Genomic DNA, 20,328 nt, shown 5'->3' with positions numbered 1-20,328 from the left:
TCCGGAGCCGCTCGTGCCGCGGTGGGCCGGACGCGCACAGGTATAGTCCACTTCCGTTCATGTGAGCAAGATCATGCACACGGTTGTCCGTCAGCTTTTCCGAGTTGAGACCTCCCCGAAACCTGGCTTCCGGCCAAATAAGCGAAAGGGCCGTACCCCCTCGTCGGGGATACGGCCCTTCGGTGCCGCCGGAATCAGCGGCCGCGGGTTCAGCCGCGGATGAGGTTCCGCAGGACGTACTGCATGATGCCGCCGTTGCGGTAGTAGTCGGCCTCACCCGGCGTGTCGATGCGGACGACCGCGTCGAAGTCCACACCGGTGTCGGTGGTGACCTTGACCGTGCGCGGGGTGGTGCCGGCGTTCAGCTCCTCCACACCGGTGAAGGAGAAGGTCTCCTCGCCGGTGAGGCCCAGGGAGGCCGCGGTGGCGCCCTCGGGGAACTGCAGGGGCAGGACGCCCATGCCGATCAGGTTGGAGCGGTGGATGCGCTCGTAGGACTCGGCGATGACGGCCTTGACGCCGAGCAGCGCGGTGCCCTTGGCGGCCCAGTCGCGGGACGAGCCCGAGCCGTACTCCTTGCCCGCCAGGATGACCAGCGGGATGCCGGCGGCCTGGTAGTTCTGGGAGGCGTCGTAGATGAAGGAGACCGGCGCGCCCTCGACGGTGAAGTCGCGGGTGAAGCCGCCCTCGGTGCCCGGCGCGATCTGGTTGCGCAGGCGGATGTTGGCGAAGGTACCGCGGATCATGACCTCGTGGTTGCCGCGGCGGGAACCGTACGAGTTGAAGTCGCGACGCTCGACGCCGTGCTCCGTGAGGTACTTGCCGGCCGGGGTGTCGGCCTTGATCGCGCCGGCCGGGGAGATGTGGTCGGTGGTGACGGAGTCGCCCAGCTTCGCCAGCACGCGGGCGCCGGCGATGTCGGAGACCGGGGTGGTCTCCATCGTCATGCCCTCGAAGTAAGGGGGCTTGCGGACGTAGGTGGACTGCGGGTCCCACTCGAAGGTGTTGCCGGTCGGGATCGACAGCGCCTGCCACTGGGCGTCGCCCGCGAAGACGTCCTGGTAGGACTTGCTGAACATGTCCTCGCCGATGGCGTTCGCCACGACGTCGTTGACCTCGGCCTCGGACGGCCAGATGTCCGCGAGGAAGACCGGCTTGCCCTCGGTGTCGATGCCGATGGCTTCCTTGGTGATGTCCACCTTCATGGAGCCCGCGATGGCGTACGCGACGACCAGCGGCGGGGAGGCCAGGTAGTTCATCTTGACGTCGGGGTTGATGCGGCCCTCGAAGTTGCGGTTGCCCGAGAGGACCGAGGTGACCGCGAGGTCGTGCTCGTTGATCGCCTTCGAGATCTCCTCGTCCAGCGGACCGGAGTTGCCGATGCAGGTGGTGCAGCCGTACCCGACGAGGTTGAAGCCCATCTTGTCGAGGTACGGGGTCAGGCCGGCCTTGTCGAAGTAGTCGGTGACGACCTTCGAACCCGGGGCCAGGGTGGTCTTGACCCACGGCTTGCGGGTCAGGCCCTTCTCGACCGCCTTCTTGGCCACGAGCGCCGCGGCGACCATGACGTAGGGGTTCGAGGTGTTGGTGCAGGAGGTGATCGCGGCGACGGTGACGGCGCCGTGGTCGATCTCGAAGGAGGTGCCGTCGGCCAGGGTGACCTGGGTCGGACGGGTCGGCACGCCGTTGACGGCGGCCGGGGCGTCGGACGCCGGGAAGGACTCCTTGCCGGCCTCCTCGTCGTCGGAGACGTAGTTGCGCACGTCGACGGCGAACTGCTCGGCGGCGTTGGCGAGGACGATGCGGTCCTGCGGGCGCTTCGGGCCGGCGATGGAGGGGACGACCGTGGAGAGGTCGAGCTCCAGCTTCTCGGAGAAGTCCGGCTCGGCGGCCGGGTCCAGCCACAGGCCCTGCTCCTTGGCGTACGCCTCGACGAGCGCGACCTGCTGGGCGTCGCGGCCGGTCAGGCGCAGGTACTTCAGGGTCTCGCCGTCGATCGGGAAGATCGCGGCGGTGGAGCCGAACTCCGGCGACATGTTGCCGATGGTGGCGCGGTTCGCGAGCGAGGTGGCGGCGACGCCCTCACCGTAGAACTCGACGAACTTGCCGACGACGCCGTGCTTGCGGAGCATCTCGGTGATGGTCAGCACGAGGTCGGTGGCGGTGGTGCCGGTCGGCAGCTCGCCGGTCAGCTTGAAGCCCACGACGCGCGGGATCAGCATGGAGACCGGCTGGCCGAGCATCGCGGCCTCGGCCTCGATGCCGCCGACGCCCCAGCCCAGCACGCCCAGGCCGTTGACCATCGTGGTGTGCGAGTCGGTGCCGACGAGGGTGTCGGGGTACGCCTGGCCGTTACGCACCATGACCGTGCGGGCCAGGTGCTCGATGTTGACCTGGTGGACGATGCCGGTGCCCGGCGGGACGACCTTGAAGTCGTCGAAGGCGGTCTGGCCCCAGCGCAGGAACTGGTAGCGCTCCTTGTTGCGGCCGTATTCCAGCTCGACGTTCTGCGCGAAGGCGTCCTTCGTGCCGAACTTGTCGGCGATGACCGAGTGGTCGATGACCATCTCGGCGGGCGAGAGCGGGTTGATCTTCGCCGGGTCGCCGCCGAGCTCCTTCACGGCCTCGCGCATGGTCGCGAGGTCCACGACGCAGGGGACGCCGGTGAAGTCCTGCATGATCACGCGGGCCGGCGTGAACTGGATCTCCTCGCTGGGCTGGGCCTGCGAGTCCCAGTTCCCGAGCGACCGGATGTGGTCGGCGGTGATGTTCGCGCCGTCCTCGGTGCGGAGCAGGTTCTCCAGAAGGACCTTCAGGCTGTAGGGAAGGCGGGCGGCGCCTTCGACCTTGTCCAGCCGGAAGATCTCGTACGACTCGTCGCCCACCTGCAGCGTGCTGCGGGCGTCGAAGCTGTTCGCCGACACGACAGTCTCCTTCATGCATGATTTCGCGCGTATTACCGCAATCCTGCCGCGAGGCACTCTGGCCAATCCGCTAAGGTAAGGCTAAGTTAGGTAACCCTTACCGGCGGGACGGCTGCGGTACGTCTTGGGCAGATATCTCGATGTCGAGATAACTCTAGTACATGAGAGGGGCCCGGGACGAGGCACGCACCCTCAGCCCCGCCGGGACCGTCAGTCGGCCAGGCGATTCCGCCTGTCCGGATTCGATCAACTTGACCAGGGACGAAACCGCCGATTCGGCGATCCGCTCCGGATCGAAGGTGACGGTGGTCACGGAGGGTTCGTTCTCGGCGTACCCCGGATCCTCACTGGCGCACACCAGCAGCAGCCCGTCCTCCGCCGGGCCTCCACCGGGAATCCGGATGCCGTGGCGCGCGGCGGCGGCCAGCACCTGCCGGCCCCCCGGGTCGTACACGCAGTAGACGGCATCGGGCCGGTCCGGCCCCGCGAACACGGAGTCGAAGGCGTGCCCGGCCGCGTCATTGGGGTCGAAGGCGACGACGAGCGGGGCCCGCCCCCGCTCGGCGCACCAGTGTTCATAGGCCGAGGTGACGGCCCCGGTGTAGAACTCCCGGCCGTAACCCGCGTGCAGCGCGATCCGCCGGGCGCCGGAGGCCGCGAGGTGGTCCAGCACCTCGCGGGTGGTGGCGGTGTGGTCGTTGTCCACCCACACGTCGTCCGGGCGGGGATCGGCGGGGGGCCCGTCGAAGACCACCGGCAGGCCGCGCGCCCGCAGTGCGCGCAGCACCGGATCGTCGGCCGGGCTGTCGAGCAGCAGCAGCCCGTCGACCGCCAGGGTGTGCCACAGCGGCTCGGCGCCCCGGTCGGCGGGGAGTGTGGTCAGGGCGTATCCGTGGGCGTGCGCGGCCGAGGTGGCGGCGATGAGCAGCCGGGAGAAGTAGGCGATCCGCGCGAAGTCCCAGGCGTACCCCGCGTACGTGGTCACCGCGATGCCGATGCTGCGGCTGTGCGGGCCGCGCCGGGCTCCGTACCCGAGGGCCCCCGCCACCTCGCGCACCCGGCGGCGGGTGGACTCGCCGAGGCGGCCGGTGCCGTTGAGCGCGTGCGAGACGGTCGCGGTGGAGACCTCGGCGGCGCGGGCGATGTCGGCGAGGGTCGGACCGGGAACGGGCGCGGGTGCGGGCATCGGGGAGGACGCGGGGCCCGGGAAGGGGATGGGCACGCGGCCATCGTACGGATTTCGTCGCCCGGGACGGGTTCTGGTTAAGCCCTTAATCAAACAGCGTCCTGGCCACACCAACGTTTGGAGTGTGCATGCTGTCTTCTCCCGCGCCCCGCTCTCCGCAGTCCCCGCGCTCCCCCTTGTCCGCGCCGTCCCCCCTGTCCCGTCGGGGACTCCTCGCCGCCGCCGGGGCCGCCGGCGCGGCGGGTCTGCTGGGCGCGGGGCCCGCCGCGGCCGCGGCCGCGGCTCCTTCCGGCGGACGGGGCTCGGCCGCCCTGGTGGTCCGCAACGCCTCGGTGTTCACCGGGACCGCCCGCAGGGGGCCCGTACAGGCCGTCGCGGTCGGACGGGACGGGAAGATCCTGGCCACCGGGACCGACGCCGCGCTGCGGCGGTACGTGGGCCGGGACACCGAGGTGGTCGATGCCCGCGGCAACACCGTGATGAGCGGCATCCACGACGGCCACGTCCACCCGCTCGCGGCGGGGGAACGCTCGCTGTCCCCCTCGCTGGACGGCGCGGAGACCACCAGGGAGCAGCTCCTGGAGATCCTGACCGGCTTCCTCGCCGACACCGGCGGCCCCGCGGCCGAGCCAGACGGCTGGCTGGTGGTGGAGGACTGGAACCCGGTCGGGCTGCTGCCCGCGGGCACCGATCCGCACCACACGGTGCTGGACGCCCTCCCGACCCGCCGCCCGATCGCCCTCGTCGGCGGCGACGGGCACAACCTGTGGGCCAATCAGCGGGCCCTGGACATCGCCGGGATCACGGCGGCCACGCCCGACCCGGTCGGCGGCAAGGTGGTCAAGGGCGCCGACGGGAAGCCCACCGGCGTGCTCAAGGACGACGCACAGATACTGGTGAAGCGGCTGATACCGGAACACACCCGGGCAGAACTGACCGCGGCCTGTGCGAAGGTGCTGGAGCTGGCGGCCGCGTCCGGGGTCACGACGATGATGGACGCCCTGGTGGGACGGCACGAGCTGGAGCTCTACCGGGCGCTCTCGGCGGCGGGCGCACTGCCGCAGCGGATCGTGCCCGCGATCCGGCTCTCGGCGGAGCAGGCCAAGGACCCGGCGGGCTCACTGGCGTACGCGCGCGGCCTGCGGCGGGAGTTCGAGGGGGTGCCGGGGCTCCGGTTCGGGATGATCAAGGTCTTCCTGGACGGGGTCATCGAGTACCCGGCGCAGACGGCCGCCCTGCTGGATCCCTACCTCGACGGGCAGGGCGGCCCGACCACGAACCGGGGCGAGCTCTACACCTCGGCGGCGGACTACGGCCGGCTCAGCGCCGCCTTCAACCGGGCGGGCTGGCAGATGCACGCCCACGGACTCGGAGACCGGGCGGTACGCGCCGCTTTGGACGGATACGCGTACGCCCGTCAGGTGACGGGGCACCGGGACGCCCGCAACGCGGTGGCCCACCTGCAGATCGTGAACCCGGCGGACCTGCGGCGCTTCGCGCAACTGGGCGTCGCGGCGTGCATGCAGCTCCAGTGGGCGACGAGGGACATCTGGACGCAGGAGGCACTGCTCCCCTACATCGGGCCCGAGCGGCACCGGTGGATGTACCCGGCACGCAGCCTGGAGAAGGCGGGCGCGCGGCTCACCGGCGGCTCCGACTGGCCCGTGGACGCCCTCCAGGTGTGGAACCAGCTGCGGACGGCGATCGACCGGCGGGGCGCCTCGGGGGCGGGCGAGCTGTACCGGGACCTGGAGGGGTTGAGCCGGGACTCGGCGCTGCGCATGCACACGTCGGGAACGGCGTGGCAGCTGCGCCAGGAGGAGCTGACCGGCACCGTCGAGGAGGGCAAGGCCGCGGACCTGGTGGTACTGGACCGGGACGTGACGCGCTGTCCGGTGGCCGACATCAGCGGGACGGGCGTACGGATGACCCTGGTCGGAGGCCGTGTGGTGCACGACGCCGACTCGCAGGCGGGGCGGGCGGCTTCGGCGCGCGCGGCCCGCACCGCGGCGGCGGCGTCGCGGCCGGACGCGTACGCGACGGTCCACGGGGGCGGCAGGGGCCGGCACCACTCCTGCGGGCACTGAGACGGGGCGAGCAGGGGCCGGGGCGACCCGGCCGGATCCGGCCGCGCCGCACCCCCGCCCCGGTCCGGCCGCGCCCCGGTCTCGGCCCCGACCCGGTCCTGCCCGCCGGCGCGCCCTGTCCGCGGCTCAGCCCGCGAGGCCGTGGCGCGCGGCCCAGGCCGTGACGGCGGCGGCGATCTCCTCGGGCCGGTCGGGGCAGTACGCGCCGCCACAGGCGGGAGGAGGTCGGGTTGCCGTGCAGGAAGACGAAGGGGACGCCGTCGGGGGCGCCGAGCCACCCTCCCGGCGCGGCTGCGCGAGCTGCCCAGCCGGCTCTTCTGGCAGGCCTCGGCGCACGCCCAGCGCTTCGTAACCGAGGTACCGAGCGGGTCGGATGCCCATAAATGGCACTATGCGGCCCCGATCGCCCTGGACGAGTTCGGGCCCGCGAGCCGGGCGACCCCGAGCGGCCGCACCGGGATCCACCGCAGCGACCTGGTCTCCGTCATCACCCTCACGCCCGCCGGCCGGCGCCGCCTGCGCAAGCTGGAGCAACTGCTCACCGCGGCCCAGGAAGAACTTCTGTCCCCTTTGTCCGCACCGGAGCGGAAGGAGCTCACCCGGCTGCTCGGCCTGCTCGTCGCGCACCACGCACGCTCCGGCCCCACCATGGGAGCTGACGACCGGTAACACCCGTTCGCCACACCCGGCGCGATCTCCATCTCATATCTGAGATACGGTGCACCCATGGCAGACGACTACCTCGTACGCATCGGCAAGCTCATCCGTGACGCCCGGCAGCACCGTGGCTGGACACAGAGTCAGCTCGCCGACGCACTCGGCACCAGCCAGAGCGCCGTGAACCGCATCGAACGCGGCAACCAGAACATCAGCCTTGAGATGATCGCCCGCATCGGGGAAGCCCTCGACAGCGAGATCGTCTCTCTGGGCTACGCCGGACCGATGCACCTGCGCGTCGTGGGCGGCCGCCGCCTGTCCGGGGCCATCGACGTCAAGACGAGCAAGAACGCGTGCGTCGCCCTGCTGTGCGCCTCGCTCCTCAACAAGGGCCGTACGGTGCTGCGCCGGGTGGCGCGCATCGAGGAGGTCTACCGCCTCCTCGAAGTCCTGAACTCCATCGGTGTCCGTACCCGCTGGATCAACGAGGGCGTGGACCTGGAGATCGTCCCGCCGGCCCGTCTCGACATGGACGCCATGGACGCGGACGCGGCGCGCCGCACCCGCAGCATCATCATGTTCCTGGGCCCGCTGCTGCACCGGATGGACCACTTCCGCCTGCCGTACGCCGGCGGCTGCGACCTCGGCACCCGCACCATCGAGCCGCACATGATCGCCCTGCGCCGCTTCGGCCTGGACATCACCGCGACCGAGGGCATCTACCACGCGCAGGTCGAGGCCGGGGTCTCCCCCGACCGCCCGATCGTGCTGACCGAGCGCGGGGACACGGTCACCGAGAACGCCCTGCTGGCCGCGGCCCGCCACGACGGCGTCTCGGTCATCCGCAACGCCTCCTCCAACTACATGGTCCAGGACCTCTGCTTCTTCCTGGAGGCGCTGGGCGTCAAGGTCGAGGGCATCGGCACCACCACGCTCACCGTCCACGGCGTCCCCGTCATCGACGTGGACGTGGACTACTCCCCCTCCGAGGACCCGGTCGAGGCGATGAGCCTGCTCGCCGCCGCCGTCGTCACCGAGTCGGAGCTGACGATCCGCCGGGTGCCGATCGAGTTCATGGAGATCGAGCTCGCGGTGCTGGAGGAGATGGGCCTCGACCACGACCGCTCGGCGGAGTACGTGGCCGACAACGGCCGCACCCGCCTGGTCGACCTCACGGTCCGCCCCTCGAAGCTCGAAGCGCCGATCGACAAGATCCACCCGATGCCCTTCCCCGGGCTGAACATCGACAACGTCCCGTTCTTCGCCGCCATCGCCGCGGTCGCCCAGGGCCAGACCCTGATCCACGACTGGGTGTACGACAACCGGGCCATCTACCTGACCGACCTCAACCGCCTCGGCGGCCGCCTCCAGCTCCTGGACCCGCACCGCGTCCTGGTCGAGGGCCCCACCCGCTGGCGCGCGGCCGAGATGATGTGCCCGCCGGCCCTGCGCCCGGCGGTGGTCGTCCTCCTCGCCATGATGGCGGCCGAGGGCACCTCGGTGCTGCGCAACGTCTACGTCATCAACCGCGGCTACGAGGAACTCGCCGAGCGCCTCAACTCGGTGGGCGCCCAGATCGAGATCTTCCGCGACATCTAGAAGACGCGGAATCCGGACCCCGCCCGACCCGGGCGGGGTCCTTGGCGCAAAATCAACTGGATCATCCAGGCAGAACAGGCATCCTTCACAGAGACACTGACGGTGTCTCAGAACTGAAGGGGTGGGGATGGGGCTTCCGGAGCCGGTGGGACGGCAGTCGGACGTGGCGTACCTGCCCGCGGCCGGCCATCACGTGGTTCTCGGTACGGCGGGAACCGGCAAGACCGTGATGGCCATGCTGCGGGCGCTGTACTTGTCGGAGACAGGAGTGGCGGGATCCGGCAGGACTCTGCTCGTGACCTACAACAACGCTCTCGTCTCATACCTCAAACACTTCGCCGGCGAAACCGACCGGCTCGACATCCGCACCTACGGCCGATTCGCCCGCGGCTTCCTGCAACACCACGGCGCGATGAAAGGCAACGCGATCGCCCCGTCCCCCGTTCGCGGGCGGCTGATCCAGGCCGCGCTCAGGGCAGTGGCCTCGAACTACAAGCCCCACAAGTTCTTCGAGAGGGATCCCGGATGGTTCGAGGACGAGATCGCCTGGATCTCCGGCATGGGCCTGCGCACGTGGGAGGAGTACGAGGGCATTGACCGACTGGGCCGACGGACGCCCCTCGGGGTCTCGCTGCGCAAGGCCGTCTGGGAGATAGCGGAGGAGTACCGGCTGCGGCGGGCGGCAGCGGGCCACACGTACGACTGGCACGACATGGCCGCCGCCGTGCGCGACCACCAGGCCGCCGACGACAGGCCGCGGATGTACCGGCACGTGATCATCGACGAAGGCCAGGACCTCTCCCCGGAGGAGATCCGGTCGCTCGCGGAGGTCGTCGACCCCGAGGGCTCCGTGACCTTCTTCGGCGACTACGCCCAACAGATCTACGGTCAGGGCATGTCGTGGCGGGCCTGCGGTCTGAGGGTGGCCCGTGTCGAAATGTTCAAGGACAACTATCGCAATTCGACCGCCATCGCCCAGTTCGCCATCGCCCTGAGCGAGTTGCCCTTCTTCGGCCGCACCGACGAGCTTGTGCCACCGGTCGCGCCCCTCTCCAAGGGCTCGCTACCCACACTTGTCGCGTGCATCGACCGTGCACAGGAGGCATCAGTGGTCCGGTCGACCGCCCAGCAGCTGGGCCAGGTGGGTACGGTCGCCGTACTCGGCCGCACCTGGGCCGATGTGGACGAGGCCTGTGCGGGCCTGACGGTCCGGCGGATCAACAAGGACCAGAAGTTCCGCTGGGACTACGCGCCGGGGGTGTACTGCACCACATACCACTCGGCGAAGGGTCTCGAATTCGACACTGTCCTGATGCCCTTCTGCTCCGAGGACACCATGCCCCTTCCCGAGGTGGTCAAGGCCCTGGGCGTGGACGACGGGGACGAGCGGGAATCGAAGCTCCTTTACGTCGGCATCACTCGCGCCAAGTCGGACTTGATCATCACCTACAGCGGCACGAAGACGCACCTGCTGCCGGAACGTGACGGCCTGTACGCGGAGGTACAGCCGTGACTCGTACCAGCAGCCCTGCCCTGACCGAAGCGCTGCGACGGAGCAAAGCCACCCGGCTCGCTCACTTCACCCCTGCCCGCAGCTTCCCGCATATCCTGCGCGACAGGGCGATCCGCAGCAGCAAGGACCTCGCGGAAGCGGCACCCGAGCAGTTCACCCCAACCGATCGCGAGCGGTTCGACCAACAGCCCGACAAGGTCTGCTGCACCTTCCAGTTCCCCAACGGCTACTACCTGGCACAGGCTCGGCAGAAGCCTGACCACCAGAACTACCCGGACTGGATCTGCCTGTTCCTGGACGTGGAGCTGGCCCTGCGCGAGGGCACGCTCTTCGCACCGTGCAACGCGGCGAAGCAGAACGGCGCGCGGCTGCGCCCTGGCCCCGAGGCGTTGCTGGAGCTCTTCGCCGAGACGAGTGACAACTGGCCACGCGGAGCCCGCCATCTCCAGGGCGCCGCCACCAACTTGCAGGCGGAGGTGCTGATACCGGGCCCCATTGAACTCAAACATGTACTGGCCGTCGCCATGCCCAGCCGCGAGGCGGTGACCAACGAGCTGGCGCGGCTCCGCGTAGTCAAGGCAGAAGTGCCGCCTTTGACCTGGCTCGTGGAGCCGGTGCTGTTTGATAGGAACCGACTGAGCGACCGCGTGCGCAACGGGCCTCCCCTCGCCGAGGCCGTCTGGGTGCCACCGCAGAGTGATGGGATGACCCGGTGAGCGGACAGAAGCCGGCAGAGCTGTTGAAGCGTACCCGCGGCGTGCTGTTCGGAGCAGCCGTCGGTGATGCCTTGGGCTGGCCGCAGGAGCAACGCAGCGGCATCGTCGGAGGCCAGGCCTCGCGCACCACAGCCCCGGCTGTCGCCTTCCGTCCATGGCTGCGCTGGGCCGGCAGCCAGTACACCCGCTACCGGGACCCGGTCGCAGCGGGCGAGTACAGCGACGACACCCAGCTGCTGCTCGCCACGGCTCGCGCCTGCCTGCGCGGAGACGACTGGCTGACCTGGCTCACCGAAGTCGAGCTCCCGGCATGGCCGCTCTACCAGCGCGGTGGCGGTCGGGCCGTGCTCAGCGCGTGCCGCAGCTGGCAGGCCGGTACCCGCCCCTGGGAAGGTCAACGCACGAAGACCGGCGCCTACTTCAACGCCGGCGCCAACGGTGTGGCCATGAGAATCGCGCCCCACGCCGTCCACACGCTAACCGACCCCTCCCCCGAGCGGCTGATGTCGCGTGTGGTGGCCGACGGAGTACTGACCCACGGGCATCCGCGCGCGCTGCTCGGCGCGACGGTCTACGCCCTGGCCATCCGACACACGCTCCGTCAGCAGAACGCCGGCGAGTACGGGGACGTCGTGCTCGCCGTCGCTGACATGCCACAGTGGCGCGACCCCGCCCTCGCGCGCGAGGCCCTCCCCGAGGGCTGGTCGGCAGCCTTCACGGACGCCACCGGCGGTTCGTTCGACACAGCATGGGCCGACACCGTTCGAGAGATGGACGAGCTGCTCGCAACGGCGCGATCGTCTTTGGAACGGGCTGCCCTTGCCGACGACGCGCAGACCCTCGCGGCACTCGGCTGCTTCGACAAGCAGCGCAACGGTGCGGGAACCGTCTCAGCGGCCGCCGCCTGCTACCTGGCGGCGCGTTGCTCCGTACGTCCGACCATGGGGCTGCTCAGGGCTGCCTTCCTGGACCGTGCCGATACCGACACGCTCGCCTCGATGACCGCCGCGCTGCTCGGCGCCTTGCACGGCACAGACTGGATCGCGCCGCTCACGCGCGCGGTGCAGGACGGCGCCTGCCTCTCGCGCACAGCCGCCGCATTGATCGAACCGCTCCCTGCCGCGGATGCGACCGGGACGGATCTCCCGAAGGTGCAACAGGCCCAGTGGCTCAGCGCCCTCGCGGAGGACGGAAACACGGAGCGGTTCGTTGACGGCCGCGCTGTGACGCAGGTGCGGCACTATCGCCTGAACAGCAAGAGTCAGGACGTCACGCGCTTCGCACTGACCCTGGACGACGGCCAGTCTCTGTACGTGGATCGTGCGGTGAAACGGGAGGGGTCTCCGGCCCTCGTACGGCAGGAGCCGCCCGCCGCACCCATCGCGACGGTGACCCGTATGGCCATCCACGTACGCGACCTCGCAAAGACCCGAAAGTTCTACGGCGAGGTGCTCGGGCTTCCTGTGCACGACAGGGGGCCTGTGCTCTATGTGACGCCCTGGCTGGCCCTGTTGGAGATGTCAGGCCCCCTGGACACTCCGACGGCAGGGCCGTTGCAGTTCACCGTGCAGACCTCGGACCCGGTGCGCATCACGGCCATGGTGGAGAAGTACAACGTGCCGATCACCCCGCGGGGCCCCCGCGACATCCCGGGCTCTCTGCGGGTGATAGACCCGGACGGCCACGAGGTCCTGGTTTGGCCGGTGGATGGGCGTCCCGCCGCATAGCAGGACCGCGTGGACGTTCACACCCTCGCGGACTGCCTCGGACGCGCCGATCCGGCATTGACTTTGCGTAACTACGTCCACCGGCAGTCCATACCGGGACCGAACGGGACACGGTTCGCCATCCTGGACGAGGCCCCGTCGCTCTTCGCGGAGAGCGACGGGGCCTCGTTCCGTTCGGGAGGAGACCGGTGCGCGAGCCGCGCCCGTACGGCCTATGCCTACGCCACGGTCGCCGGGGTGTCCCGCAGGGTGACGTTGGCGTGGCTCTCCTGGAAGCTCTGGTCGGAGACCAGGGTCAGCCGGGCCGTGGACTGGAGCTCCGCGAGGGTGGTGGAGCCGCAGGACACCATCGTGGTCTTGAGCTTGGCGATGGTCAGGGCCAGTCCTTCGTTCAGGTCGCCGGCGTAGGGGACGTAGCCGTCGACGCCCTCCTCGAAGATCAGGCCCTGGCCGCCCTGGCCGTAGCGCTGCCAGTTGCGGGCCCGGTTCGATCCCTCGCCCCAGTACTCCTTCACGAAGCCGTCCCGGGTGGGGAGCTTCGCGCCGGCGGCCTGGTCGAAGCGGGCGAAGTAGCGCCCCATCATGACGAAGTCGGCTCCCATCGCCAGCGCCAGGGCCACGTGGTAGTCGTGCACCAGACCGCCGTCGGAGCAGATCGGCACGTACTCTCCGGTGCGCTCGCGGAAGGCGTCCCTGGCCGCCGCGACGTCCAGCACCGCGCTGGCCTGGCCGCGGCCGATGCCCTTCTGGTCGCGGGTGATGCAGATGGAGCCGCCGCCGACGCCGACCTTGACGAAGTCCGCTCCGGCCTCGGCGAGGAAGGTGAACGCTTCCCCGTCGACCACGTTGCCGCCGCCGACCGGGATCTCCGGGTAGTTCTTCTTCACCCAGGTCAGGGCTTGCGCCTGCCAGTCGCTGTAGCCGTCGGAGGAGTCGAAGCACAGGGCGTCCGCACCCGCCTCCAGCAGGGCGGGGACGCGCTCCCGGTAGTCGTGGGTGTTGACGCCCGCACCCACGCGCAGGCGCTTGGCGCTGTCCACGGCCTGGGTCGGGAAGCGCTTGTTGTCCGCGTAGTCGGACCGGAACACCAGGTACTGCAGGTGGCCTTCGGCGTCCACCACGGGGAGGCAGTCCAGCCGCTGGTCCCACAGCCGGGCGTTGGCCTCGGAGAGCGTGGTGTCGGCCCCGGCATGGGGCAGATCGGCGATGGCGGTCATCCGGCCGCCCACCGGACCGTCGAGGTCATGGCGCCGGGGGTGGAAGTCGCGGGAGGTGACCAGGCCGAGCAGACGCCCGGTGGCACTGCCGTCGTGGGTGACCGCGGCGGTGCTGTGACCGGTGCGTTCCATGACGGCGACCAGGTGGCTCAGGCTGTCGTCGGGGCGGACGTTGGTGTCGCTGGTGACGAACCCGGCCTTGAAGTTCTTCACCTGGCGGACGGCCGCGGCCTGGTCCTGTATCGACTGGTTGTGGTGCAGGAAGCTCAGACCGCCGTTGCGCGCGAGCGCGATCGCGAGTTCCGGTGTGCTGACCGCCTGCATGATCGCGGACGTGAACGGGGAACCGAGTTCGATCGCCGACCGCTCGCCCACGACGTGCCGCACCAGGGGCGTGCGCAGGTCGACCGTCGCCGACGAGCAGTCGGTGCGGGTCCTGTTCGGCAAGAGCAGGAACTCGTTGAACGTCCTTGAGACCTCGGCGATGATCTGTGCCACTCGTTCCTCCTGGCCCGTCGACCGGGGCCCGACTGCCCGGCCGTGAAGACCGCCCCGGTTTCACAGGACCCGGGCAGGAGGTGCCGGCATGGCGGCCGTGGAGGTGCCACGGGTGGTGGCAGAGTCCTGACCCGCCCGTGGTTCGAACCGGGTGCGGTAGTGATCCGACACCCTACCGATCACCCCGTCGCCGCACGAATCCCGGCCGGCCCCCTTCACCGCCGATCGCCTTTCGTGGGTGGCTCGTTCGGGCCCTCGGCCCGCTCGGGCGCGCTCCGTGGCCCCGTCGACGGGGGTGGGTCACGCGGCCGGCGGGCCCGGCGGCGATTTTCGGCCGGGTGGCCGGGGGAAGGCCTCGTCGGGGCGGGGGTGGGGGCGGCAGAATCGGCCGCCGGTACGGTTTCGAGGGGGCGGTCATGGCACTGGGAACAGGGCACGGAGCGGACGCGGGTACGGAGGTCCCCGCCCTGGAGGGCGTCCCCTTGCTCGGGTCGCTCCTCGACCTGAAGTCGGACTCCCTGGGCACCTATCTGCGCGCTCGCCGGCACCACGGGGACGTCGTGCGGATCTCGGCCGGTCCGCCCGGACTGCGCGCCGAGCTGTACTGCGTCTTCTCCGCGGAGGGCGCCCAGCGGGTGCTGGCCACCGAGTCCGCCAACTTCCGCAAGGACAACCCCTTCTACCAGGAGATCCGGGAGTCCTTCGGCAACGGCCTGCTGACCAGCCAGGACGAGGACTACCTGCGCCAGCGCCGGCTCGTGCAGCCGCTGTTCACCCGCAAGCGGGTGGACGGCTACGCCGACGCCGTCGCCACCGAGACCGCGAGCACCCTCGCCGGCTGGGAGGACGGCGGGGACGGGGTCGTCGACGTCGGCGAGGAGATGACGCACCTGGCCCTGCGCGCCGTGGCCCGGATCCTCTTCGGCACCGACGTGGACGCCACGGTGGACGTCGTGGACCGGTGCTTCCCCGTCATCACGGAGTACGTGCTGCGCCGCGGCTACTCCCCCGCCAACGTGCCGCGCGGCTGGCCGACCCCGGGCAACCGGCGGGCGGCGGCGGCGATGCGGGAGCTGTACGCCGTCTGCGACGGGATCGTGGCGGCGCGCCGGAACGCACCGGAGGGGCGGGGGGCGGGAGCCGAGGACCTGCTGACCCTGCTCGCCGCCGCGCAGAGCGCGGACGACGCCGGCTTCGACGCGGCCGAACTGCGCGACCAGGTACTGGTCTTCCTGCTGGCCGGCCACGAGACGACCGCCACCTCGCTGGCCTTCGCCCTGCACCTGCTCGGCCGCCACCCCGAGGAGCAGGCGCGGGCCCGCGAGGAGGTCTCCCGCGTGCTGGGCGACCGTACGCCGCAGGCCGCCGACCTGGACCGGCTCCCGTACCTCACCCAGGTGCTCAAGGAGGCGATGCGGCTCTACCCGGCCGCCCCCGTCATCGGCCGCGAGGCCGTGGCCGCCACCGTGATCGACGGCCACGCGGTCCCTGCGGGCGCCACCGTGATCCTGGCGCCCTGGGTGACGCACCGCCACCCCCGGTACTGGAGCGACCCGGACCGTTTCGATCCCGGCCGCTTCACCCCGGAGGCGGAAGCGGCCCGTCCCCGCTACGCCTGGTTCCCCTTCGGCGGCGGCCCGCGCGCCTGCATCGGGCAGCACTTCTCGATGCTGGAGTCGGTGATCGCGCTGGCGATGGTCCTGCGCGCCTACGAGTTCGAGGCGGTGGACACCGAGGTGCCGGTGAGCGCCGGGATCACCCTGCGCACGACGGGCCCGGCCCGCTGCCGGATCCGCCGCGTCCGGCCCTGAGCCGGGATCAGCGGTAGTCGTCGGGGTGGTCCTGCATCCAGGTGTCGATCTCGTCGCGGGTGCCGATGAGGGTGCTCTGGTGCTTCTTCAGGTTCTCGAAGGTGTGGTCGCCGCCGAGCTCCCGGTCGAGCTTCGCCACGGCGGCGATAGGCTCGGGGAAGTGGCCGGGGCCCTTCGGATCGGCCTTCATCGCGCGGTCCATCCGGTGGAGTTCGTCATGGACCCGGCCGAGGAAGTAGGCGCAGTTCCCCGGGGTGCAGGATTCGCCCAGGGTGGCCTGGAGCCCGGCGAAGGCGTCCCGGACCTTCTCCGGCCCGGGGGTGGCGGGCGCACCACCGCCGGCCGGGGGCGACATGGGCGGGGTGCCGCCCGGAACGCGGGGCGAGGGCGCCTCGCCCGCGGCGGACGGGCCGGAGGCGGTGGACGCCGGTGACGGGTCGGACGCCGCGGACACGGTGGACGCCGGTGACGGGGCCGAGGAGGCCTTCGGCGCGCCGTCGTTGCCGCAGGCCGCGGTGAGGACGGCCAGGGACAGCGCCAGTGCGGCGGTGGTCGCCCGGCGGGCGGTGGTGGTGGTCGTGGTGGTGGACCTGGGCATCGGATTCCCCCCGAAGTCGATGATCGACGACCCTACCCACCCGCTTCCCCCTGGACGGCCGCCGGGGTGTGGTTCCCCTGGAGCCGCGCGAGGTCCGCGGGCCGGACCTGGATCACGAACAGGGCGATGGCCGCGCCGACCAGGGTGAAGGCCGCGGCCGCCACGAAGGCCGTGCTCACACCGGAGGTGAGCACCTGGTCGGCCCAGGGCTTGGGGAGCTGGTGGGTGTGCGCGAAGAGGAGCTTCTGCGCGGGGGTGGAGGAGCGCAGGAAGTCCGGGACCTGCTGCTTGGCCTCGTTGCGGCTGGCCGTGCCGAACACGGTCACCAGGATGGAGAGGCCGAGCGAGCCGCCTATCTGCTGCATCGTGTTGAGCAGGCCGGACGCGGCACCCGATTCCCGGTCGGGCACGTTGGACAGGGCCATCAGGGTCAGCGAGACGAACTGCAGGCCCATGCCGGTGGCGAAGACCAGCATCGGGCCGAGGATGCTGCCCGGGTACGTCGAGTCGACGTCGATCCGGGTCAGCCAGGCCAGCCCGGCCGCGCAGCACAGGGCTCCGGTGACCATGAAGGGTTTGGGCCCGAACCTGGGGAGCAGCTGCGAGGTGACGCCGGCGGCCATCGCGATCATCACGCTGACCGGGAGGAAGGCGAGCCCCGCCTGCAACGGGCTGAAGCCGAGGACGTTCTGCACGAAGAGCGTGAGGAAGAAGAACATGCCGAAGATCGCACAGGCGAGGAAGAGCATGATCCCGTAGGTGCCGGACCGGTTGCGGTCGGCGAACATGTGCAGCGGGGTGATCGGCTGGGGCGAGCGGCGCTCGTTGAGGACGAACAGGGAGAGCAGGATCACGGCGGCGACGAAGGAGCCGATCGTATAGGGGTCGCTCCAGCCCTCCTGGGACGCGCGGATGAACCCGTAGACGAGGGCGACCATGCCGGTGGTCGACAGCAGTGCGCCGGCGAGGTCGAAGTGTCCGGGGTGGCGTTCGGATTCGTGCAGGACCCGCGTCGCGAGCACGGCGATCAGCACGGCGATGGGGACGTTCACGAAGAACACCCAGCGCCAGTTGAGCCATTCGACGAGGACCCCGCCCGCGAGGAGGCCGATCGCGCCGCCGCCCGCCGAGACGGCGGAGAAGACGCCGAAGGCCCGGTTGCGGGCCGGGCCTTCGCGGAAGGTGGTGGTGATCAGGGCGAGCGCGGTGGGTGAGGCGATGGCGCCGCCGACGCCCTGGAGGGCCCGGGAGGCCATCAGCTGGCCCTCGTTCTGGGCGAGGCCGCCGAGCAGGGAGGCCAGGCCGAAGAGCAGGACACCGAAGATGAAGACGCGCTTCCGGCCGAGGATGTCGCCGGTCCGTCCGCCGAGCAGGAGCAGTCCGCCGAACGTGAGGGTGTACGCGTTGACCACCCAGGACAGGCTCTCCGTCGAGAAGTCGAGCGCGGTCTGGATGTGTGGTAGCGCGATGTTCACGATGGTGATGTCGAGAACGACCATGAGCTGGCAGGAGGCGATCACGAACAGGGCCAGCCCTTTTCCGCCCCCTCGGACCGTGCCGTCGGTCCCCTTGTTGGTCGGCAGAGCGTTCGGGTCCACTAGTCGACGCTATGCCCGCACCCCGGGGGTCACCACTCGAACGGCCCAGTCCTCCGCCTCTCTCTATGCTATGTGATATTGCACATGTCAGACTGAGATCATGGACGACTTCCTCAGGCTCTCCGCCGACACGGCCCGCTTCACCCACGGAGCGCCCCGCGCCCTCGCGTTCGGCGACGACGGCCGCCTCCTGTGGTTCCTGCGCTCGACCGGACCCGCCGACGCCCTCGAATCCCTCTGGGTGCTCGACACCGCCACCGGCACCGAAACCCTGCTCGCCGACCCCCGCGCGCTCTCCCCCGAGCCCGGAGAACTCCCCGTCACCGAACGGCGCCTGCGTGAGCGCACCCGGCTCGTCGCCGCCGGGATCGGCTCGTACGCCCTCTCCGGCGACGGGCGCAGCGCCGCCTTCCCCCTGTACGGGCGGCTCTACCGGGTCACCTGGGACGGCACCGGCGGCCCCGCGGAGATACCCTCCGCCGGCCCCGCCCTCGACCCGCGCCCCGACGCCGACGGCTCGCGGACCGCGTACGTCGCCGACGACGCCCTCCACGTCACCCCGGGCGGCCGGATCAGCCCCGACGACGGGGCCCGCTGGGGCGTCGCCGAGTTCGCCGCGGCCGAGGAGCTCGACCGCGCCCGCGGCCACTGGTGGTCCCCGGACGGGACCACCCTGCTCGCCGCCCGGGTCGACGAGAGCGCCCTGCAGCGGCGCTGGTTCGCCGACCCCGCCCACCCGGAGCTGCCCGCCGAGGACTTCGCCTACCCCGAGGCGGGCGGCCCCAACGCCGACGTACAGCTGTGGGTGCTGGGCCCGGACGGCAGCCGCGTGCGCCTCGACTGGGACGCCACGGCCCACCCCTACGTCTCGGACGCCGGCTGGGAGTCGCCGACGGAGATCCTGCTGACCGTCCAGGACCGGCTCCAGCGCAGCGTCCTGCTGCTCAGCGCCGATCCGGCCACCGGCCGCACGCGGGAACTGTCGGCCACCACGCACCCCCAGTGGGTGGACCCGCTGGTGCCCGGCACCCCCGCCCGGCTGCCCGACGGGCGGATGCTCACCGCCGCCGACACCCCCGGCGGGGCCGCGCGCGGCCTGGCCCTCGACGGGAAGCCGCTCACCGGTGACGGGATCCAGGTCCGCCGCGTGGCCGGGATCCACGAGGGCCTGCTGCTGATCGAGGCCGGACTGCGCGACCCCGCCGAGCAGCAGGTGCTGCTGCTGGACCCGGACACCGGCGCACTGACCCCGCTCGCCGACGGGCCCGGGGTGCACTCCGTACAGGCCTCCTGCGGGACGCTGCTGCTGACCTCGGCCGACGCCGACGGCTTCCGGCGCACCGTGCGCACCGCCGACGGCCGTACGTTCGTCCCCCGCGACCTGTCGGCGCCGCTGCCGTACCGGGTGGTCCCCGTCCTGGAGCGGGTCACCGAACACGGCGTGCCCACCGCCCTCGTACTGCCGCGCGACCACGTCCCGGGGCGGCGGCTGCCCGTGCTGATGGACAGCTACGGCGGCCCCGGCTTCCAGGACGTGTCCGCCGAGCCGCGCCGCTGGCAGGCCCGGCAGTGGTGGGCCGACCAGGGCTTCGCGGTGGTCACCGTCGACAACCGGGGCACCCCCTACGTCTCCCCCGCCTTCACCCACGCGATGTACCGGGGCTTCTCCGAGGTCACCCTGGAGGACCAGGTCGCGGCCCTGCGGGCGCTGGGCGCCCGCCACGGCGACCTGGACCTCGGCCGGGTCGGCGTACGCGGCTGGTCCTACGGCGGCTACCTGGCGGCGATGGCCGTACTGCGCCGCCCCGACGTCTTCCACGCGGCGGCCGCGGGGGCCGCTCCGACCGACTTCCGGCACTACGACACGGCGTACACCGAGCGGTACCTGGGGCTTCCGCAGGAACACCCCGAGGTGTACGAACGGGACTGCCTGCTCCCCGACGCGCCGAAGCTGACCCGGCCCCTGCTGCTGGTCACGGGCCTGGCCGACGACAACGTCCACCCCTCCCACACCCTGCGCCTGTCCCGCGCCCTGACCGACGCGGGCCGCCCGCACCACCTGCTGGCCCTGCCGGGCGTCACCCACATGACCCCGGGCGGGACCCGCGAGAAGGTGATGGCACAGGAACTGGCCTTCTTCCGCCGCGAACTGGCCGTCTCCTAGCGGCACGCGAAGGGCCCCGCGGACGGCTTCGTC

Annotated in this window: 13 protein-coding genes; 8 read left to right on the top strand and 5 right to left on the bottom strand. The window is 71.1% G+C overall.

Annotated features, from left to right (window positions below; genetic code table 11):
• Positions 1-209: 209 nt before the first annotated feature.
• On the bottom strand, positions 210-2,924 hold the full coding sequence (gene acnA, locus ACEPPI_RS08525) for an aconitate hydratase AcnA (RefSeq protein ID WP_373914606.1): 2,715 nt from the start codon (positions 2,922-2,924) through the stop codon (positions 210-212).
• A gap of 154 nt (positions 2,925-3,078) precedes the next feature.
• Positions 3,079-4,146 (bottom strand): LacI family DNA-binding transcriptional regulator, encoded by a 1,068-nt coding sequence (locus ACEPPI_RS08520; RefSeq protein ID WP_373914605.1) that lies wholly within the window; start codon positions 4,144-4,146, stop codon positions 3,079-3,081.
• 92 nt (positions 4,147-4,238) lie between these two features.
• On the opposite strand from ACEPPI_RS08520, the gene ACEPPI_RS08515 reads away from it, so the two are divergent.
• From ACEPPI_RS08515 to ACEPPI_RS08490, 6 genes are all read left to right on the top strand, one after another.
• Positions 4,239-6,197, top strand: a complete 1,959-nt coding sequence (locus ACEPPI_RS08515) for an amidohydrolase (protein WP_373914604.1) — start codon at positions 4,239-4,241, stop codon at positions 6,195-6,197.
• Positions 6,198-6,338: 141 nt separating this feature from the next.
• Positions 6,339-6,866, top strand: a complete 528-nt coding sequence (locus ACEPPI_RS08510; RefSeq protein ID WP_373914603.1) for a MarR family transcriptional regulator — start codon at positions 6,339-6,341, stop codon at positions 6,864-6,866.
• A gap of 57 nt (positions 6,867-6,923) precedes the next feature.
• Complete coding sequence (locus tag ACEPPI_RS08505) at positions 6,924-8,453, top strand: UDP-N-acetylglucosamine 1-carboxyvinyltransferase (RefSeq protein WP_030234828.1); 1,530 nt, start codon at positions 6,924-6,926, stop codon at positions 8,451-8,453.
• Positions 8,454-8,580: 127 nt separating this feature from the next.
• Positions 8,581-9,966, top strand: a complete 1,386-nt coding sequence (locus ACEPPI_RS08500) for a 3'-5' exonuclease (RefSeq protein ID WP_373914602.1) — start codon at positions 8,581-8,583, stop codon at positions 9,964-9,966.
• The gene (locus ACEPPI_RS08495; RefSeq protein WP_373914601.1) at positions 9,963-10,682 is read left to right on the top strand and encodes a DarT ssDNA thymidine ADP-ribosyltransferase family protein; all 720 of its coding nucleotides are present in this window, start codon (positions 9,963-9,965) and stop codon (positions 10,680-10,682) included. The genes ACEPPI_RS08500 and ACEPPI_RS08495 overlap by 4 nt, the downstream gene beginning before the upstream one ends.
• Complete coding sequence (locus ACEPPI_RS08490) at positions 10,679-12,409, top strand: ADP-ribosylglycohydrolase family protein (protein ID WP_373914600.1); 1,731 nt, start codon at positions 10,679-10,681, stop codon at positions 12,407-12,409. Before ACEPPI_RS08495 ends, ACEPPI_RS08490 begins: the two co-directional genes overlap by 4 nt.
• 218 nt (positions 12,410-12,627) lie before the next feature.
• Here the strand turns inward: ACEPPI_RS08490 and ACEPPI_RS08485 are convergent, their stop codons facing one another.
• Positions 12,628-14,124, bottom strand: a complete 1,497-nt coding sequence (locus ACEPPI_RS08485) for an IMP dehydrogenase (RefSeq protein WP_373914599.1) — start codon at positions 14,122-14,124, stop codon at positions 12,628-12,630.
• 416 nt (positions 14,125-14,540) lie between these two features.
• Here ACEPPI_RS08485 and ACEPPI_RS08480 point away from each other — a divergent pair, with 416 nt between their 5' ends.
• Positions 14,541-15,935: a cytochrome P450 gene (locus tag ACEPPI_RS08480; protein WP_373914598.1), complete on the top strand. Its 1,395-nt coding sequence runs from the start codon at positions 14,541-14,543 to the stop codon at positions 15,933-15,935.
• A gap of 7 nt (positions 15,936-15,942) precedes the next feature.
• Here the strand turns inward: ACEPPI_RS08480 and ACEPPI_RS08475 are convergent, their stop codons facing one another.
• Together ACEPPI_RS08475 and ACEPPI_RS08470 are read right to left on the bottom strand one after the other, a co-directional pair.
• On the bottom strand, positions 15,943-16,533 hold the full coding sequence (locus ACEPPI_RS08475; RefSeq protein WP_373914597.1) for a hypothetical protein: 591 nt from the start codon (positions 16,531-16,533) through the stop codon (positions 15,943-15,945).
• Between the two features lie 32 nt (positions 16,534-16,565).
• A complete protein-coding gene (locus tag ACEPPI_RS08470; RefSeq protein ID WP_373914595.1) occupies positions 16,566-18,131 on the bottom strand; it encodes an MFS transporter in 1,566 nt (521 codons plus the stop codon).
• Between the two features lie 241 nt (positions 18,132-18,372).
• Between ACEPPI_RS08470 and ACEPPI_RS08465 the strand changes: the two genes are divergently transcribed.
• Positions 18,373-20,295, top strand: coding sequence for a prolyl oligopeptidase family serine peptidase (locus ACEPPI_RS08465; protein WP_373914635.1), 1,923 nt, complete (start codon positions 18,373-18,375; stop codon positions 20,293-20,295).
• Positions 20,296-20,328 lie beyond the last annotated feature (33 nt).

Source organism: Streptomyces sp. AB3(2024) (assembly GCF_041862025.1).
Taxonomy (GTDB): Bacteria; Actinomycetota; Actinomycetes; order Streptomycetales; family Streptomycetaceae; genus Streptomyces.
The sequence above is the reverse complement of the archived record's forward strand: the minus strand, read 5'-3'. Positions and strand labels throughout refer to the sequence as shown.

What these genes read in the sequence shown, in the direction of transcription:
- ACEPPI_RS08515 (WP_373914604.1), top strand. Translation starts at nt 4,239, where the DNA reads ATGCTGTCTTCTCCCGCGCCCCGCTCTCCGCAGTCCCCGCGCTCCCCC.
- ACEPPI_RS08505 (WP_030234828.1), top strand. Translation starts at nt 6,924, where the DNA reads ATGGCAGACGACTACCTCGTACGCATCGGCAAGCTCATCCGTGACGCC.
- ACEPPI_RS08500 (WP_373914602.1), top strand. Translation starts at nt 8,581, where the DNA reads ATGGGGCTTCCGGAGCCGGTGGGACGGCAGTCGGACGTGGCGTACCTG.
- ACEPPI_RS08480 (WP_373914598.1), top strand. Translation starts at nt 14,541, where the DNA reads ATGGCACTGGGAACAGGGCACGGAGCGGACGCGGGTACGGAGGTCCCC.
- ACEPPI_RS08475 (WP_373914597.1), bottom strand. Translation starts at nt 16,533, where the DNA reads ATGCCCAGGTCCACCACCACGACCACCACCACCGCCCGCCGGGCGACC.